General features: G+C 47.9%; 10 protein-coding genes. 3 read left to right on the forward strand and 7 right to left on the reverse strand.

The annotated features are described in order from the left end of the window. Positions 1-42 precede the first annotated feature (42 nt). The 3 genes from RIM23_RS02945 to RIM23_RS02955 all read right to left on the reverse strand — a co-directional run bounded on the left by RIM23_RS02945 (position 43) and on the right by RIM23_RS02955 (position 13,707). Entirely contained in the window at positions 43-10,680 is a 10,638-nt protein-coding gene (locus RIM23_RS02945) for an amino acid adenylation domain-containing protein (RefSeq protein ID WP_446364313.1), read from the reverse strand. Between the two features lie 883 nt (positions 10,681-11,563). Continuing rightward, positions 11,564-12,955, reverse strand: a complete 1,392-nt coding sequence (asnS, locus tag RIM23_RS02950) for an asparagine--tRNA ligase (protein ID WP_446364315.1) — start codon at positions 12,953-12,955, stop codon at positions 11,564-11,566. A 383-nt stretch (positions 12,956-13,338) separates the two neighbouring features. Beyond that, positions 13,339-13,707, reverse strand: a complete 369-nt coding sequence (locus tag RIM23_RS02955; protein WP_446364317.1) for a DUF2203 domain-containing protein — start codon at positions 13,705-13,707, stop codon at positions 13,339-13,341. 108 nt (positions 13,708-13,815) lie between these two features. On the opposite strand from RIM23_RS02955, the gene RIM23_RS02960 reads away from it, so the two are divergent. Further along, positions 13,816-14,088, forward strand: a complete 273-nt coding sequence (locus tag RIM23_RS02960; protein ID WP_446360276.1) for a DUF6439 family protein — start codon at positions 13,816-13,818, stop codon at positions 14,086-14,088. On the opposite strand, the gene RIM23_RS02965 is transcribed toward RIM23_RS02960, so the two are convergent. Both RIM23_RS02965 and rlmD read right to left on the reverse strand, forming a co-directional pair. After that, the gene (locus RIM23_RS02965; RefSeq protein ID WP_446360311.1) at positions 14,085-14,531 is read right to left on the reverse strand and encodes an ATP-binding protein; all 447 of its coding nucleotides are present in this window, start codon (positions 14,529-14,531) and stop codon (positions 14,085-14,087) included. The genes RIM23_RS02960 and RIM23_RS02965 overlap by 4 nt on opposite strands. A 633-nt stretch (positions 14,532-15,164) precedes the next feature. Beyond that, positions 15,165-16,571 (reverse strand): 23S rRNA (uracil(1939)-C(5))-methyltransferase RlmD, encoded by a 1,407-nt coding sequence (gene rlmD / locus RIM23_RS02970; protein ID WP_446364319.1) that lies wholly within the window; start codon positions 16,569-16,571, stop codon positions 15,165-15,167. 96 nt (positions 16,572-16,667) lie between these two features. On the opposite strand from rlmD, the gene RIM23_RS02975 reads away from it, so the two are divergent. Continuing rightward, positions 16,668-17,153 (forward strand): allophycocyanin, encoded by a 486-nt coding sequence (locus RIM23_RS02975; protein ID WP_446360278.1) that lies wholly within the window; start codon positions 16,668-16,670, stop codon positions 17,151-17,153. Positions 17,154-17,731: 578 nt separating this feature from the next. Continuing rightward, the gene (locus tag RIM23_RS02980) at positions 17,732-18,145 is read left to right on the forward strand and encodes a hypothetical protein (protein WP_446364321.1); all 414 of its coding nucleotides are present in this window, start codon (positions 17,732-17,734) and stop codon (positions 18,143-18,145) included. A gap of 83 nt (positions 18,146-18,228) precedes the next feature. On the opposite strand, the gene RIM23_RS02985 is transcribed toward RIM23_RS02980, so the two are convergent. Both RIM23_RS02985 and RIM23_RS02990 read right to left on the reverse strand, forming a co-directional pair. Then, complete coding sequence (locus RIM23_RS02985) at positions 18,229-19,029, reverse strand: hypothetical protein (protein WP_446364323.1); 801 nt, start codon at positions 19,027-19,029, stop codon at positions 18,229-18,231. A gap of 121 nt (positions 19,030-19,150) precedes the next feature. Next, positions 19,151-19,406, reverse strand: a 256-nt coding sequence (locus RIM23_RS02990; RefSeq protein ID WP_446364325.1) for a hypothetical protein, incomplete at its 5' end; no start/stop codon positions are given.

The raw sequence follows: 19,406 nt of genomic DNA on the forward strand, positions 1-19,406 counted from the left end.
TAAATTTGGTGTTTCCAGCATATTTTGGTCTTTATTGTTTTTTCACAGAAAAGTTTTGAGCCGTTGGGCTAAACTCTGAACCTGGGGTTCCATCATCATCGTGAAATGATTTCCTGGAACAATTTGAACATCTAACGATTGGGCACAAAGCTGACTCCAGCCCCAAGTTGGGTCTTGTTGAGTCATCACTTCATCCGGTAGAAAATCATCGTCTGGGTGAACTTCACTCCCTCGCAACAGGGTGATTGGGTTGGGATAAACCTGCGAGGGGACATATTGAGTCATGGCTTGCATATTGGCTTTATAAACTCGGAACAGTCGCCTCAATTCAGTTTCGCTAAATACCTGTCCCACTTTTTTCAAGGTTAATCGGAGAAGGTTGATTTGCTCATTCAAACTCAAAGAGTCAAGGGATGATGGTAGGTTTAAGTCTTGCTCTAGGGAGCTTTCAAACATCCTCGCGAGTCCAATTATATATTTGCTGTCATGCCAATGAATGGCATCTTTTTCCTGTTCGACAACAGGCACTTGAATATCCATAATTGCCAGTAGAGAAACTTCCTGCCCTTGAGCCTGTAACTGGTTGGCGATTTCAAAAGCAACTTTACCCCCAAAGGAATGTCCAGCGAGAAAATAGGGACCATGGGGTTGTATCTCTTGGATGGATTTGATCTGGTGAGTGGCAATATCAGCCATATTGGTATAGGGTTCAATATCTTCATCCAAACCCAGCGATCGCAACCCATAAAACGGTTGCTCATTTCCCAGATAACGGGCTAGGGGTTCGAGTTGAAACACATTACCTAAAATTCCCGGCAGACAAAACAAGGGAGGTTTATTACCCTGGGGTTGAATCGCCACTAGGGTAGAGGTATGAGATAGGGTTGGGGTTGACTCGGCTAAACCCAGAACCGCGATCGCGAGATAATCAACCAGGGCTTCTAAGGTTGGATAGTCAAACAGTAGAGTCGAGGGCAGATTACATCCCAAACTCCTTTGTAGATAACTTCTTAACTCAATTGCCATCAATGAGTCTAACCCTAAATCAAACAACCGTTGCCCTAACTCAATGTTCTCCGGTTCCTTTAAGCCTAGAGTTTTCCCAATCAATCCTCGAACATGAGACATCAGCCTATCTCGACGCGCTGATGCGGGGATTCCCTGCAACTCTAATCTGAATGACTGGTTTGATTCTGGCTTAACCGCCGTATCTGACATCAAATCCGCATAGAAGGGCGTCACTTGTGGCAATCCACCAATCCATTTTGACCAGTCGGTCATCGGTAGTACAGTAACTTGGGTGGCATTTTCTGCGATTAACCTACCCAGCAGTTGAAACCCTTCCGGATAGGTAATTAAATCAATCCCCTGAGCCGCTAATCTCAGTTGTTGCTCTTGGCTGAGTTTAGCTGCCATCCCCACGTCACCCCAAGCGCCCCAGTTGATAGATAGAGCCGGTAGATTTAAGGCGCGACGGTAATGAGCGATCGCATCCAGGAATGTATTGGCAGCGATATAATTTCCTTGCCCCACCATTCCGGTAATGGATGCCGCCGAGGAGAAACAAATAAACAAGTCTAAGGGTACATCTTTGGTTAACTGATGTAAATTCCAGGAACCAGCCACTTTCGGCGCCATGACTGTCTCAAATCTTGCCCAGGATTGTTTTTGCAGCACCCCATCATCCAACACGCCAGCGGCGTGAATAATCCCCCGTAGGGGTTGGGGACAAGTGGCGATTAATTGAGCCACATCCTTATACTGGGCGACATCGGCTTTCACCACCAAAATCTCCGCCCCCTTTTCCTCTAATTGGCGGATTTCTGCGCCGACTTCTGGTGAGTTTATGCCTCGGCGACTGGCTAAAACGATATGTTTTGCGCCTTCCTCAATTAGCCATTGAGCGGCTTTAATTCCTAAACCGCCTAACCCGCCAGTAATTAGATAACTGCCCTCGCCTCGAACTACGGTTGAAGATGGCGACGCTGACATAGAAATGACAACTTTGCCAATATGTTTGGCGCTTGCCATATACCGGAAGGCATCAACAACATTTTCTAAGGGGAAAACTTTCATCGGTAAGGGTTTGAGGCTACCCTCGGCAAAACCGGATAAGAGGTGAGCAAAGAGGGAGGGGAGTAAGTCGGGGTTTTGTTGGTAGGCTTCTCCTAATTCAAAAGGAAAATATGCAGCATCGGGGCGCAGTTGCTGAACTTTCTGATTATCCCAGATATCAATTTTACCGAGTTCGATAAATCGTCCATTTTGGGCAAGGATTTCAAAGCTTTTATCGATAAACTCTTTATTAAAGCTATTCAGGACAATAGTCACCCCTTGCCCATGGGTAAGTTGTTTAATCTCCTCAGCAAAATCTAAGGTGCGGGAATTCATGACATGATTAATCCCCATTGCCTTGAGAAACTCCCATTTTTTCTGACTCGCCGTGGCAAAAATTTCTGCTCCCGCCCGTTGCGCCAGTTGTACAGCGGCTTGTCCGACGCCGCCTGCGGCAGAATGAATTAAGATACTATCACCTGCCTGCATCTTGGCTAACTCGTGCAGGGCATAGTCAGCAGTGAGAAAGGCAGCCGGAATCGTGGCGGCTTCCTCAAAACTGAACCCTTCCGGTTTGAGGGCAACTTGAGTCGCCGAAACGGTGACAAAACTCGCTAAACTTCCTGTCGCCAACGCCATCACGCGAGCGCCTATCTGGAAATTAGAAACATTTTCCCCAACTGCAACAATTTCCCCAGCACATTCAAACCCAAAGGGAACCTCCCCAGGATGACTAATTCCTAATTCGTTTTCATAATACTCCCGCAGCATTCCCAGGGCATTGAGTACATCGCGGAAGTTTAACCCCGCCGCCCGCACTTGAATTTCTACTTCATCAGCTTCCGGTTGACGGCGCCTTAGGGGGGCTAACTCCAAATTGTCTAAGATGCCGTAACTGTCAAGTTTTACTCGTACTGGAGTCGGAGATCCCCCTAAATCCCCCTTAAAAAGGGGGACTTTGATACTATTTTCCCTGGTTAAAGGGGGCTGGGGGATATTTAACGGGGAAGAATGGATTTGAGCCGTCTTTTGAATGTGGAAACGCTGGAGTCGGGGGACATAACGTACCCCTTGACGATAGCCGATTTGGTCTTCATTATCATCCTCAGTAAACAGTTCATCGAGCAGCACTTCTACTGATGATGCCCTGTCTGCCGCCAATGGATCTAAGTCTAAACGCTTACACTGTAGTTCAGGATATTCTAGGGAAATAGCTTGACCTAACCCCCATAACGGCGCCTGGGAGACTTGGATGGGAGCCGAATCAATCGGTTTTGCCCCTTGGGTGACGAGCCATAAACGGGGGGATAGTTTCGCATTTGATAGGGCTTGCACCAGATGCAAGGCACTCCCCGTTTGTAGTGAGCGCTTTAGCGCCTCCGCCTCCGCTTCAATACTCCACAAATGCACCGTTTGTAGTAAGCGCTTTAGCGCCTCCGCCTCCGCTTCAATACTCCACAAATGCACCACTCCCTGCCAAAAAAACGGGTTATCTTTCAGCAGGCGTTGAAACTCTTCCGGCTCGGCGGGATTAATTTGATAGTATCCGGCGACACCATCTGGTTTAGCTGCTAATTGTTGATAATTATCACCGGGAATCACCAGGGTACAGCAATGCCCTCCCTCAAACAGACTCTCGGCTAACGCTTCACCCATGCCCTTCCCATCGGCAAAGATTAACCAATTTCCGGGTTCACTCCCTTGAGGGCGAGGAATACCCTGACTCGGTTGCCAAACGACTTCGTATAGGTGATTCTCTAACTCTGAGCGGTGAGTGATGTTCCGTTGATTGGCACGTCGCAGGCATAAGCCAGAAACCAATGCCACCAAATTTCCCTGATCATCAAACAAGTGAACCTCTGCATTCAGGATTTCACTGTCAGGGCTTCTTCCTGGTTTCAGGGTGGCATAACTCCATAAATTCCGACGGGGAGGATGATAGAGTTGCAGATGGTCTAAAACCACGGGTAAATAGGTGCCCTCGGGTAAAATAGCGCCCAATAGATGCAGACTCGCATCCAGTAAAGCGGGGTGTAAGGTATACTCATCCATTGCCTGCCAAACCCCGTCTGGCACCCGAATTCTGCCCAGAGCCACTCCATCCCCTTTCCAGAGTTGTTCTAATCCTTGAAAACTCGGACCAAATTCGATATCGTGCGATCGCCTGTTCGTAGTGGGCGCTTTAGCGCCTCCATTCCCCTCCCGTCTTTGATAAAATACTTCAGCGGATATCCCTTCCCGACATTGCTCCTGCCAAGCGGCTAAATTAAAAGGAATCGGGTGCGGTGCTGCTTGGTTTACCTCTCCCGACTTCCCGACTAAAACATCCCCAAAACCATGACGTATCCAAGTCGGGTTTAGCGACGTTTCCTGAGCCGCCATCCGACTATAAATCTGGAACGAATAAATATCATTTCCTTTCGGCGTTAACACCAGTTGTAGGGTGTTTGATTCCCCTTTCTCCGCCGCCAGCACCAGGGGCTGCTCAATAAACACCTCTTGCAACGTAATAACTTTACCGGGGAACATTGTTTTCCCTGCCGCTAACGCCATTTCTAAATAAGCAGTTAGGGGTAGAATCGCCTGCCCAAAAATGCGATGATCTGCCAAATAAGTCAAATTATGCCCATCTTGACTAATTTGGCATTGGAAGCGAATGTCTGATGTTCCCGCCAAATCCAATCGTTCACCCAGTAAGGGATGGCTCGTAGTGGGCGCTTTAGCGCCTTTCTTGGGTTCAATCCAATAGCGTTGTCGTTGAAACGGATAAGTCGGCAGATGTTCTCTACGACGCAGGTAGTCGCGATCAAACCCCGCCCAATTCACCGATATCCCATTCAGATACAGTTGTACCAAACTGGTTAACAGGGGCTGCCAATCGGCTTGGGGTGGGCGCAAACTCGGCAACCACAACCCCTGATGTTCAGGTAAACACTGACGCCCCATGCCTAATAAAACGGGTTTGGGTCCAATTTCGACGTATATCTCTACCCCCTGCTGTTCTAAACGCTTCATACTGGCGGCAAATTGCACCGGTTGTCGGATGTGACGCACCCAATACTCTGGAGTCGCTATCTCATTTTGCGCCACGGCTCCAGTAACATTACTGATTACCTTAATCTGGGGGGAAGAAAAGCTAACCTGTTGAGCAATCCTCTCAAATTCTGCCAACATGGGTGTCATTAACGGCGAATGAAACCCATGGGAAACGGTTAAGGGTTTCATTTTAATCCCCTCAACCGCTAAGGTTTCACAAATCTGATTAATCACATCCCGTTTCCCGGAAATTACCACACTTTCGCTGCCGTTAATCGCAGCAATGGATACATCATTTTCATATCCTTCAATCGCGGCTTGCACCCGTTTCTCAGATGCCATCAGCGACACCATTGCCCCATCATCGGGTAAAGCTTGCATTAACTTCCCCCGGTGAGCAATTAAGTTCAACCCCTCTGCCAAACTAAACACCCCAGCCACACAAGCGGCGACATATTCCCCGACACTATGCCCCATTACCAGATCAGGTTCTATGCCCCAAGCTTTCCATACCTGAAATAGGGCATATTCTAGGGCAAATAAAGCGGGTTGAGTATAAGCGGTTTGATTTAACTGGGTTGCCGATGACTTGTCCCCATACAGTACCTCAAGTAAAGGGATTTCTAGTTGAGAACGCAGAATTTGATCGCACTGTGCCATCGCTTCCCGAAATATCGGTTGCGTCTCGTAGAGTTGGCGTCCCATATTTGGGTATTGAGAGCCTTGCCCGGTAAACAAAAAGGCGATTTTACCGATTTTTTCCCCCGGAGTCTCCCGCCGGATCATGTCCCCAGAACCCTGAACCAATTGTTCTCGAAGTTCGGCTTTTGATGCCACGATAACTGCCCACCGATGCTGAAATTGTTTCCGCCCCACGTTGGCGGTAAAACATATATCGGATAGTTCTACCTCTGGATGAGTATCCAGATAGGTGATATAGGCTTCCTTTAACTCCGACAAGGCTTTTTTCGTTTGAGCGGATAGGGTAAATATATGATAGGGACGTTCCCTATTCCCTATTCCCTGTTGCCTGTTGCCTGTTGCCTGTTGCCTATTCCCTATTCCCTGTTGCTTATTCCCCATCCCAGGCGCTTCTTCTAAAACGACATGAACATTGGTTCCCCCCATGCCAAAAGAACTTACCCCAGCGCGGCGTGGCACATCCTTAGTTTCCCATTCCCGGCGTTTATCATTGACAAAAAATGGACTATTGGCAAAATCAATCCGGGGATTCGGTGTTTCAAAGTGCAAACTCGCCGGAATTACCCGATGTTTCAATGCCAAAACCGTTTTAATTAACCCGGCGATTCCCGCTGCATTCGCTAAATGTCCGACATTGGTTTTCACCGAACCAATCGCACAAAACCCTTTTTCTGGAGTGGTTTCCTGAAAAGCCTGAGTCAGGGCAGTAATTTCAATCGGATCACCCAGGGGAGTACCCGTACCATGGGCTTCCACATAACTAATTGTATTCGCCTCAATTCCCGCCACAGTTAGGGCTTGGGCAATCACCGCCCCTTGCCCTTCTACCGAAGGGGCGGCATAACTCACCTTTAATGCCCCATCATTATTAATTGCCGAACCTTTAATCACCGCATCAATTTTATCCCCATCCGCGATCGCATCCGCCAATCGTTTCAGCACCACGATGCCCACACCATTGCCAAATACGGTGCCAAGTGAGTGAGCATCAAAGGCGCGACAATGCCCATCGGGAGAAAATACGGCGCCTTGTTCATAAACATATCCCGTTTTTTGGGGCAAACGAATCGCCACCCCCCCAGCTAATGCCAGATCACATTCCCCATTCAGTAAACTCTGACAAGCACTATGCACCGCCACCAAGCCTGTCGAACAAGCGGTTTGAATATTGACGCTCGGTCCGGTTAAATTGAGTTTATAAGACACCCGGGTGGGCAGAAAATCTGGGGCTTGTCCGATTGTCATCTGCACATCGCTCACGGTTTCTAAGAAGGAGCGATTATTGGCATACCCTCGACTAGGACAAACATGATTTGTAAAGTAAGTATTAATCCCGCTACCCGCATAAACCCCGATCGCGCCGGGATAGGTTTCTGGATTATATCCGGCATCTTCCAGGGCTGTCACCGCACATTCTAAGAAAATCCGTTGTTGTGGATCGAGGATTTCAGCTTCTCTGGGAGAATAGCCGAAAAAGTCGGCATCAAATTGGTCAATATCTGCTAAAATAGCCCCCGCTTTCACATAGTGAGGATTTTGTCGCCACGTCGGATCAGCCGGCACCAATTCCTGATCAGAAAACCGGGAAATAGATTCCACGCCATCCAGCAAATTCTGCCAAAATGTTTGAATATCCTTTGCCCCTGGAAACCGCCCCGCCATACCAATAATTGCAATCTCCTGATTGTCTACCCCTCGCCTCATCCCTTGAGGGCGATGAAATGGGTTTTCTGATGGCGGCGTTTGGCTCAAGTGCTGGGCTAAACGGCGAATGGTGGGATACTGAAATAGGGCAACCACGGATAAATCTGAACCAAACCGTTCGACTAATTCTTTATGCACCTGAATCAGGAGTAAAGAATTGCCACCCAAGTCAAAAAAGTTATCATTAACACCCACTGCATCTAACTGCAACACCCCTTGCCAAACCTGGGCAATCTCTTGCTCAATTTCGCTTTGCGGTAACACTAAATCCGTGGCTAATTCCGGGCGCGATCTCGCTGGCGCGGGTAATGCCTTTCTGTCTATTTTCCCATTAGCATTCAGGGGCATTTTGTCCAGGATAACAAAAGCAGAGGGCACCATATAATCCGGCAACTGCTGTTGTAAATAGCGACGCAATTCCGGTTCTAATTTACGGGCAAGTTTTCCCTTCAGGGGATTATTGGTATAGTCTCTCCAAACGGAAGGGGGGGATGGAGAGAGGTTTTCCCGATCCCGTGAAAAGTCAGGGAGTTGTTTCTGATTTGAGTCTGTTTGTCGTTGCAGAAACACATCATAGCCATCTGCCGAATCCTTTGACTGATTCACATAGACGGTATAGGGAAACGCCTGACTTAATTCCCACCACTCTTCCGGTTCGATGCCCTTTCCTACCCAACTCTGCAACCGCGATCGCATCTCACCCACCGTCACGGTTTCTGGGTTATTTTCCCTGAGCCATTCTACCAGTTTTATCTCTGCCCCTAACCGAGGATTGGGAATCCGGTTAACTGCTAATCCTTCTGGCTGACTCTCCTGGAGAATCTGCCAAATTTTGGGCAAACTCAACTCATCTTTTCCCCAATCTAACTCGGTAATTTCTGGGATAGAACCCGTCTGGTTTTCAATATGCAGAACCACATCGTAGCGAAATCGGGTTAATTCGTTATGATATCGCCCCCGCTTGAGTTGAATTTCTACGTGACTGATTCGCTCTAACTGTTCTCCTAACGCCAAGAACAAATCCGGATCAATCACCAATTCTTCTTCATTCTCGATACTTTTTTGCCAGCGTTGTCGCAACTGTTCTTTCGATAATTCCTGGGGCGATCGCGCCAATTGTACCGAGGCATGAAAAGCGGCTAATAACGGCAAGCTGCGGATATCCCCGACAAAAATAAACCCCCCCGGTTTAACCACCGTTGTCGCCTTCTCCAGCACATCAATTAAATACTCCGCACTGGGAAAAAGCTGAATCACCGAATTAATAATCACCCCATCAAACGACTGGGGCTCTATCCCGGCAAAATTGTCCGCCGCTCTCTGACATAACTCCACCTGTTCCCAATTTCCCGCCAACGTTGCCATTTGCCGCGCCACATAATCGAGGGCTTCTGGGGAAATATCTGTCCCCAAATACTTACAACAGCTAGGCGCAATTCTAAACAAAAGCATCCCGGTGCCGCAACCAATTTCTAACACAGTCTGGGGATGATTTGAGCGAATGCGATCAACCGTCGTTTCTACCCATTCGTGCATCTGTTGGGCGGGAATCGGTTGTCCTGTATAACTATCATTCCAACCGACAATATTAAAGGTTGGATCATCCTGATCCGGCGTCTTATCCCTTTGGCTGTAGATTACATTATCCACCTCCTGCCATTGAGCAATCTGTTCCGCTTGCGCCTCTAAATCCGCCTCCTGATCACCAACAACATACGCCACCAACCGTTTATCTCCCGGCGTATCTTCCCTCGCCATAACCACCGTTTGTTTCACATCGGGGTGATGACTTAAAACTGCCTCAATTTCCCCCAATTCAATCCGAAACCCCCGAACTTTCACCTGATCATCGGTTCGCCCCAAAAATTCAATTGTATGATCCGGTAAATATCTGCCTAAATCCCCAGTTTTGTAAAGTCGGGGGAATTGAGATCCGCCTTGTTCCTCCCCCAACGGGTTGGGAATAAATTTCTCCTCAGTTAAATCGGGACGATTTAAATAGCCTTTAGTAATACCAGAACCACCAATATAAATTTCTCCTGGCTGCCCCATCGTCACCGGATTAAGATCTGGATCAAGTAAATAAATTTGAGTATTTTTAATGGGGCGACCAATTGGCACTTTAGTTAGCGCTACTTGGGGTTCACATTTGTATACAATAGCCCAAACCGTTGCCTCAGTCGGACCATATTCGTTATAAAGAGAGGTATGAGTTAACTGTTGATCATGAAGGGCAATTAAGTTAGGCTGACAAGCTTCTCCGGCAACAATAACTGCACGTAACGACGCCAATTCTTCTGGTTTTGACTGCTCTAAAAGTAAACGATATAAAGAAGGTAAGCAAAGTAAATGAGAAATCCGCTGCTGCTGAATTAATGCCGTTAATCCCCTCGGATCATGTTGAAAATTGGGCGGCGGTATCACCAGGGTTCCCCCCGTACACAACGTCCAAAATATCCCCGCCACCGAGCTATCAAACGCAAAGGAAGAAAGTAATAAATAAGCCGTTAAGGGTTCCGGGTAATAGTCAAGGCGAGCCGAGGTGGAATGAAGCAGATTTTGGTGAGTAACTAACACCCCTTTAGGTTGCCCGGTTGAGCCAGAGGTGTAAATAACATAAGCTAAGTTATCGAGTTTTGCCCGATGGCTGGGATTGCGAGCACTTCCCCGGAAAATCGTTTCCCCATCCGTATCGAAACAAACTAAACGTACCCCACAAGCCCCTTCGGGGCGGGTGTGGGGTGTGGGGCGTGGGGTGTAGGGGAGGAGACTACCCCCTACACCCTGCGCGAAGCGCACGTCACTTTGGGGAATCCGGTTTACCCATTTCTGTTGGGTTAACAGTACCGATGGCTGGGCATCTTGTACCATGAAAGCCAGACGTTGTTGAGGATAGGCAGGATCGAGGGGGAGATAGGCAGCCCCTGCCTTGAGAATGCCCAAAATTCCCACAACTATATCTAGCGATCGCTCCATGCAGATGCCCACCAGCATATCAGCGCCGACACCGAGAGAGTGCAAATAATCGGCGACTTGATTACTCCGAGCATTTAACTGCTGGTAAGTGAGTTGTTCGTTAGCAAACGCGATCGCGACAGCATCAGGAGTCTGCTGCACCTGCTCTTCAAACCAATGATGAATGCAGTGATCCTGGCTCTTGTCAGTTTCAGGTTTTTTGGGCATAGTTCTGGCTGGCTATTGCCGTGAACAATAAGGTTTGGCTTTGGTTCTAATTACAGCCTTCATGAATAAATTTCCACTATACAACGTTTCCGGGTTGGGTGAAAAGCCTGTTGTCAACCTTGCCACTAACCTTGACAAATTTCCACACAAATGCCAGTACTCTTCACAGGAGAGTCTTTGATCGTCAAAGGAAACCTCGCCACAAGTGAAAATAAGACGTGACAGTTCGGCTCTACCCTTCCCTTGAAAATACACTAAAATGGGATAGTTTTTTATCATAATTTGTGATCCGATAAACCTCTGTTTCTAACCACACAGGGTATCATGTTCCTTGCCCGACAATGCTCCACCGGATGCCCCTTGTCATGTGTGATTATGGATGGCAAACCTTTTAGGGCGCAAGCCTCAGGTTTTAGGGCGCAAGCCTTGCGCCCCTACTGAATTTAACTGGAAACGGGTGAAGTACTCCGGCAAGATCCGCTGAAGCCGGAGCTTCATTGAAACAACCATCATCGCTTCCTGTTTCGCTTGCCGTTGCCTTTTTGTATTGCTACAAATTGGTCTTACACAGCATCTCTAACTCAGGGTCAGCAACCAATATACATGATAGTATTAGTCTGTTGATAGTTGCAACACAAAATGAAAAACCCAAACCTTCACGCAACGCCAGAAGCGCCTGAAAAAACTTAAGGCTTATGCTAATAACAAATATAAGACGGTTACTCAACTGATTGAAGACTGAATTGATAGACTGCCGTTGCCAGATTTACTGGAAACCTCCGTTCCTCCGGTTTCCCGCTAGTCATCCCCACCCTACAGCCGTTCATTCTCGCCTGACGGCTACGAAAATCCGTCTGTTGAGGGTGGGGACTTCCGCGATACGTTAAAATTCAGCGCTCAAGGGTGTGCGGGGGAAAGGAATCACGTCTCGTATATTTCCCATCCCCGTCATAAACTGCACTAATCGCTCAAATCCTAAACCAAACCCCGCATGGGCAACGGTACCATAGCGCCGCAAGTCTAGATACCACCACAACTCCTCTGGATTCATTCCCTGATTTTGGATGCGAGAAAGGAGAACATCGAGGCGTTCCTCCCGTTGAGAACCGCCGATAATTTCCCCAATCTTCGGTGCTAGTACGTCCATGGCGGCAACAGTTTTGCCGTCATCGTTCAAACGCATATAGAATGCCTTGATCCCTAAGGGATAATCGCTCACTATAACGGGTTTCTGAAATAATTCTTCTGCCAAATAGCGTTCGTGTTCCGACTGTAAGTCTGTCCCCCACTCAACGGGGTACTCGAACTTGCGGTCAGCTTTTTCTAATTGCGCGATCGCATCGGTATAAGTAATTCGCTCAAACTGATTGTTGATAATATTTTCCGCCGTTGCCAGTACGGTATTATCAATCCGCTTATTGAAAAATTCCATGTCTTCAGGACAGTTCTCTAGTACCGAGGAGAATACATACTTGAGAAACTCCTGTGCCAAATCCATATCGCCCTGTAAATCACAAAATGCCATTTCCGGTTCCACCATCCAAAACTCGGCTAAATGGCGGGATGTATTGGAATTTTCCGCCCGGAATGTCGGACCAAAGGTATACACATTCCCAAATGTCATCGCCATCACCTCGGCTTGCAGTTGCCCACTAACCGTCAGGTAGGCTTGGCGTCCAAAGAAGTCTTGGCTAAAATCCACCAATTGATCTTCGGTTTTGGGAATATTGTTGAGGTTTAGGTTGGTTACTGTAAACAGTTCCCCCGCTCCTTCACAATCACTCGCGGTGATAATCGGACTGTGAATCCACAAAAAGCCTCGTTCCTGAAAGAATTGGTGGATCGCATTAGCACAGGCGTTACGCACCCGTAGTACAGCACCGATAGTATTGGTACGCGATCGCAGATGTCCAATGGTTCGCAAAAATTCAAAGGAATGGCGTTTCTTCTGGAGTGGATAGGTGGCGGGATCAGCTTCCCCATACACCTGCACCGAATTTGCCCTCAACTCAATTCGCTGTCCTTTTCCCGGAGACGGCACCAATACGCCAACAACTTCTACAGACGCCCCAGTGTTGATCTGCTGGAGAATCGTTTGATAATCCGGTACGTCAGGATTGAGGATGACTTGCAAATTTGCCAAGCAGGAGCCATCGTTAACCTCCATAAAGGCAAACTCTTTGAGTTCTCGTTTCGTGCGTACCCAGCCCTGGATGGTTACAGTTTCATCCGGCTGACCGGTGCGTAAAAGTTGTGCGATCGGTTTTTTTTGCATAATTTTGCCAGTTTACCAAAATCAGTCACTCCGGGCTTGCCCATACCTGGACAATTAATTCAGCTTTTTTTAGCGTCAGTTGAATGGAGAATACAGTTGGGGATCAATGTAAAACAATATAGGAGCAATTATTTTTGCGAATGAACGGGGGATTGGTCATGACTGGGAAATAGATATCTCCACTGCCTTGGTGTGGATCAATCCTTCAGGCTCTGCAATGATAAATCCGGGCAGATTTGGCGGTCTGTTAACTATTTTGAAGGGTTTGGGCGTCAATTGGCAAGGAAAAAAGGGCGACCCGAGACAATTGATGAGCCAAGGGCGACCCGAGACAAGTGAGCGGATGGGGTTGTTAATCGATGCAGGCGGGTCGCCCCTACCGATTAACCTGCACAAGATTTGAGCAACCAGCCGATCACAATCCCCAGTCCCCCGAAGCGAACGGCTTGCCAAAAGGGTTCTTTAAAAGCACTCCAGGAAAAAAGCTGGCTCTCTAAATTCAGTTCAATGGTTTCAAGCTGCTCTTGAATTTGCCGGAGTTCAGCTTTCAAGGCGGGTTGGTTACGGATTTGACGCCCAGAGCCTCTAATTTGCTCGCGACGGTGCTGAAGCTGGGCTTGTCGCTGCTGATCCCGTTGGACTTGTGCATAGCGCTCTTTGAGAGCCAAAAGCGATTGCTCAACCTCAGATAACGCTTGCTCAAACTCGTCAGCATCTGGATTTTGCTGATTGGGATCAGAATCAGCACTCATAACAGAAGAAGGGATCAATCAATGGGTGAAAAAAAATAGATACAATCAAACACAAGACCCCAGGCGCTTCAGCCGTGGGATTAGCTTAACAAACTTATACCTAGACCGATGCAATATACTAAAACCGATAGTCTCAAGGACGCCAGTACCCTGGAACTTGCCCAAGCCTTGGCAGAACGTTTAGGGATTACGCCCCAAGATTGGCATCGATTAAAGTCAAACCGCCCAGCTAGAGCCAAGGAGCAAGCGGCTGCGGCTTTAGTCTTTTTGCTCAAAGAACAGCCAGAGGAAGCTCTAGCGCGGTTGCGTCAGGCGTCAGGATGGCTGGATCGCTCGATCTGTGCCCCCCCTTGCCCGACCCATGGAAATCGCGATCGCTAGGGAATCAAGGGTAACCTTGATCGACTCTTCATGTGTTTGCACAGTCGCAGTTCAGTTCCCTGAGGATTCCAGTGAACTTGATCAAAAATGTGGTAGAGCAGGCATAACCCTCTACCATTTTCTGATTCATCATGGGGCAAACTCTCGTCAGCATCCCCTTGACGACAAGGCGGAGAAAAGCCGGAGCCTTGATCTGAGATGATCCACCAATATTCGTCATTGATGACACTAAAGTGAACCATTACGGTCTTACTTGGGTCTAAATTATTGCCGTGCTTTGCCGCATTTACTAATGCCTCTTGGAGTCCGAGTCGGATCTCCGGTCGCCACTTGCGCGGAATTTGTTCCACAAGTATGTCGAGAATTGGGCAAAGGTAAAGGGTAGAAGCAAAGCTAATTGTTCCCCAGTTGCGTTCAACTGGGCGCAAAGATGATACAGCAATCACTTAAAAAACCCCTAGCTTTTCGTTGGTGGACTGGATACATGACACGGTCTATAGCCGCGTTTGCCGATCTCATTTTTCTCAAACCAGACGCTCCACACTCAGGTATGAGTTATCATAAAGGTTCGTCCAGATTTTGTATACTGGCACCCTAATCGTTGAATTCGCTGATCTAAATTTTGTCGAATCCTCATGCTCAATCTTGAGTTTCTCGCTACGTCAGCAGGTTGGTGAGCTTCTTATGGTTGTGGTGAATAATTTCAACTACTGCCCATTGATTGATTGGTAGATTGTGGTATTATAGGTCAAATTTGCCTCTCAGGGGGTAGTTTTTCTCTGAATTAGTAACTGACAATGTACTTTATCTACTATTGTATCCAAACTCTCATTCAAATACCAGAGCTTTGTTTTAAATGAGGGCAGATTGATTCGTTATTCGTTAGGGAACAGTGAACAGTGAACAGTGAACAGTGAACAGTGAACAGTGAACAGTGAACAGTGAACAGGTAAGGTAGAATTCTGAGTTAACTCCCCCAGCTCCCCCAGCTCCCCCAGCTCCTGATAACTGATAACTGATTACTGATTACTGATAACTGATAACTGATAACTGATAACTGATAACTGATAACTCCCTCATCCCTCCTGTTTTTCCAGGAAAGCCGCGCACTCAACGTGAGGGGTTTGGGTAAACAAGTCCGCCGGTTGAATGTAGGTTAATTGGTAGCCGCCCGACTGACAGAGACGTTTAAGATCCCGTGCTAGGGTGGCTGGCTTGCAGCTAATGTAGACAAGGCGTTGAGGGAGAACTGAAAGCAGGGTTTCAATGACTTGGGGATTGCAGCCCTGGCGTGGCGGGTCAAGTAATACGATATCTGGAGTGATCCCCAGTTGCGGCAGCACGGTTTCCACCGTTCCCATCTTAAACGTGACATTGGTAATACCATTAATCTGGGCATTAATTTGGGCTTGCTCCACGGCTGTCCCTTGCACTTCGATCCCCAATGCTTGCTGCACCTGTTTAGCTAAGGGTAGGGTGAATGTACCAATGCCACAGTAGGCATCGACCAGATATTCAGTGCCTTGGAGTGCCAGCTTTTGCCGAATGACATTAAACAAGGCTTCTGCGGCTTCGGTGTTGACCTGGAAAAAGGTATCAGGTCTTAATTGGAACTCTAAATCTGCGAATATCTCCCGCAGATACGGTTGACCTAGGACACAATGGGTTTGATCACCGAAAATGGCATTGGTACGGTGGGGATTCACATTCACACAAACACCCACCAGGTCAGGATAGCGATTGAGCCAGGTTTGGGCTTGAGTTTCCAGATTGGTTAAGTTGGCATCGGTTGTGACTAAGGTTAAAAGCATTTCCCCGGTTCGGCGTCCAATCCGGAGTGACAGGTGACGCAATCGTCCTTGATGACGGCTTTCGTTATAGATTGACCAACCTTGTTGCTGAATATCCTGCTTGATTTGGGCTAACAGGGGATTTAAACGAGCATCTTGAACGGGGCATTGATTCAGGTTAATCAGTTGATGGGTTCCTTTCTGGTAATACCCAGCTTGAACTTGACCCGTTGGCGATCGCTGCATCGGATAGGTGGCTTTGTTCCGGTAAGCTAAGGGAGAATCAGTGCTTAAAATCGGGGCGATCTCGATTGAGGTGAAGCCGCCGATACGGGTTAATACTTGCTCTATCAGATTTTCTTTGACTGATCGCTGATACTGGGGATCAATATGCTGCCACTGACAACCGCCACATTTATCCGCCACGATGCAGTGGGGGCGGATACGATGGGGAGAGGGTTCGAGAAGTTGATGGAGTTTCGCGATCGCGTAATTGGCTTTGACGCGCAATAGTCTGACTCGGACATGATCCCCGGTTACCGTATCAGGAACAAAAACGACTCGATTCCCCAACCGTCCGACACCATCGCCACTATCATTTAGGTCTTTGATCGTCACTTCCACCAATTGACCTTGTTGCCACTGATCAGGGGAGACAGGAGGATGGGGGTACAGGGAGACATCGTGATCCATAAAATGTAGATTTGTGAATACTTTTCGATCAACTGACTTTATTTGTGGGGTCTAGAGTCGCTAAACTACAAATGTTATCTAAGTTAACCCAATAAGATGAGCGTAGTTAGCCAAGTTATCCTCAAAGCCGACGACGAGCTGCGATACCCCAGCTCCGGTGAACTGATGGGTATTAAAACCTTTTTGCAGACGGGTGAGCAGCGGATGCGTATCGCTTCCACCCTAGCAGAAAATGAAAAGAAAATTGTTCAGGAAGCGAGTAAGCAGCTATGGCAAAAGCGTCCTGACTTCATTTCACCAGGAGGCAATGCTTATGGGGAGCGCCAGCGATCGCTATGCCTACGGGACTACGGTTGGTATTTGCGATTGATTACCTATGGTGTTCTGGCTGGAAACAAGGAACCGATTGAAAAAATTGGTTTGATTGGGGTCAAGGAGATGTATAACTCTCTCGGCGTCCCTGTCGCCGGAATGGTTGAATCGATTCGTTGCCTCAAAAATGCTTCCTTGGAATTGCTGAGTCAGGAAGATGCTATGGAAGCGGCTCCTTATTTTGATTACATCATTCAATCGATGTCCTGACTTTTGACGAGGTTCTTGGTCATCAGGTTACCTCAGGATTGGTGATTCGGGATTCGGAATTCGGGATGGGGAAGCGTTTTGATCATAAGATTCCCAATTGTCCCAATCACCGCCTCATCTCACCAATCCTCAATAATGTATTGACAAATACTTGATGATCAAGTATAAAAAACCGACAGTCTCTATGGGGAGAACCTGTCGGCTGTTTGTGTGTTCCCTATTGATGACTCGGCTAGAGTTCAGTCATTAGCTAGTATGCAAAATTAACCCGCATGAGGATTGCGATCTCGATCAGCGATTGGTTGTGAACTTGATCGTAGCCAATTGTCCTGTTTGCTTGTGAGGCGAGATGAGGAGAATAAATTGGCGTCTTCCCCAAGACTAACGGCGATTACGCCAACCGAGGCTCTGGTGGCGCGGTTCAGCTAAAATGGTGGAATAGATTTACGGTTAAGTTGGGCACCATCCTTTGCGCCCCTAAAGTTTCCAGGCGTAAGCGTCATCCACTAAAGTCGGTGTGCCACGCCACTAGGGCTATGTTGTTTGTCAAAAAACTGCCTTGGACTTCCTTATCGATCTTGTTCGCCACCCATTGCGTCTTTGGCTGGTTGATCGCGGCTTCAAAGTTAATCGCAGATGCAGATAGACCTTGGGTGTTGTGGCTGATGGGGGCAATATATATCGTGTTTATCGATTTAGCCCTAACTGCCCCACTGACGCTGATTCAGAGCGTTTATAGCAGTTGGCTCAAGTCAGATACCCGCGCTTTTATCTCCGTGATTGTGGGCGCTTTTTTGGCAGTGCTGATTCTGTGCTGGATACATGTTTTTGTCCGGATTCTGGTGCTGCTATCAGCCGGGGCGTTAGTGCGGTTAGATTTGCAAGTTGCCAACTTTGGCGAATGGCAAGCTTTCAGTGTGTTGGTTGTCTTTTCTCTGGTTGGCTATGGGTTAGGCATAATCGCACAGCAGATCGTGAGCAGTATATTCTGAAGTGTCCTTTGTTTGCTCCCTCGCCTCGCCATAGTTCCACGCCTTACGTCTGGAACATTGCTTCAAGAGCTCCCCTGCAAACTTTAATCACTGCTTGGGAGTTGAATTTTCACAGCACCTTCTGGGGTGGTGACAACTTTACCGCCGAGTGCTTCAATTTGATTAATGGCACGCTGACGAGTGCCATCGTCTAGGGCGTTCTGTAGCACCATTGACCAAGCACTGACTTGGGCTGATTTGCTTAAGGGATTGCGGGCAAGAAATTGGGCGGTTTGGCGGGAAATTGAGGCAACATACTGACTTTCTTCGTCTTGATATGTGCTTGCCCATTCTGCGGCTTTCTCAAAGGATTGGCGGGCGGCTTGGGCGTCACCCAGGAATAACAGTTCGTCAATTGCCTTATAGCGCCAGATGTAATAGGATTTGGGGGGAACTTGGGGGGAAAGCTGCTGGAGTCCTTCTTCCATCAGTTCTACTGATCGATCTGGCATACCCGCATAGAGGGATGTGCTACCTGAGAGGAAAAAGTAGGCTTCTAAAAAGCGGGGGTCACGGGCTAGAATCACTTCAAAGTATTCGGGACTCAGTTGATAGCCGGTGACATCGCGAGCTTCATCATCCCCAAAGTATTGCAGGAAATTGAGAAAAACCCAATCGGCTAAGAGGTTATCAAATCCGAATGTTGGTACTTTTTCGAGGAGATTTAGGCGCACCTTTTCGGCTTCAATTTGGCGTTGCAGTTCTGTGGGAGAGGGCGTTTTGCCCCTGCCTTGGAGCTGATTGAGTTGGGGAATTTGCAACCCCCCTATGGCGATGATACAGAGGAGGGCAATCAGGGAAGGAATGAGAGATTGACGTAAGGGTTGAGAAGATTGGGTCAGCATTTTTGGTAAATGTATTGATTATTAGTTAGGGGGTTGAACCACAGCTACACAAACAAAACCAGCCTAGCATCGGGTCGCCCAAAACTTAATCAACAAAGCAATACCTTGACGCGACCCCTCCCTAACCCTCCCCTTGAAGGGGAGGTAACAAAATTGGCGCTTGCTGGGAATAAGAGAGCGATCGCATGATGGAATTGACTGCAAGGGAACCTGCGATCGCATGATTGAATTGACCAGAAGGGAACAGGCGATCGCACCGTTTGTCGTTGGCGCGTGGGGAACCCCGGCTTGCATCCTTGCTCAAGTCAGATGATCGCTCTAGGTACAGAAGTGGGTAAGTTAGAGAGAGTATCTCGGTTGATAGTCTGGACGTTGAT

It is taken from the genome of Coleofasciculus sp. G3-WIS-01, from assembly GCF_040223135.1.
Classification (GTDB): Bacteria; Cyanobacteriota; Cyanobacteriia; order Cyanobacteriales; family Coleofasciculaceae; genus Coleofasciculus.

Bases quoted from the DNA above. Each gene is read 5' to 3' on its own strand.
- asnS (WP_446364315.1), bottom strand. From the start codon at position 12,955: ATGCAAAAAAAACCGATCGCACAACTTTTACGCACCGGTCAGCCGGAT.
- RIM23_RS02945 (WP_446364313.1), bottom strand. From the start codon at position 10,680: ATGCCCAAAAAACCTGAAACTGACAAGAGCCAGGATCACTGCATTCAT.
- RIM23_RS02985 (WP_446364323.1), bottom strand. From the start codon at position 19,029: ATGCTGACCCAATCTTCTCAACCCTTACGTCAATCTCTCATTCCTTCC.
- RIM23_RS02955 (WP_446364317.1), bottom strand. From the start codon at position 13,707: ATGAGTGCTGATTCTGATCCCAATCAGCAAAATCCAGATGCTGACGAG.
- RIM23_RS02975 (WP_446360278.1), top strand. From the start codon at position 16,668: ATGAGCGTAGTTAGCCAAGTTATCCTCAAAGCCGACGACGAGCTGCGA.
- rlmD (WP_446364319.1), bottom strand. From the start codon at position 16,571: ATGGATCACGATGTCTCCCTGTACCCCCATCCTCCTGTCTCCCCTGAT.
- RIM23_RS02960 (WP_446360276.1), top strand. From the start codon at position 13,816: ATGCAATATACTAAAACCGATAGTCTCAAGGACGCCAGTACCCTGGAA.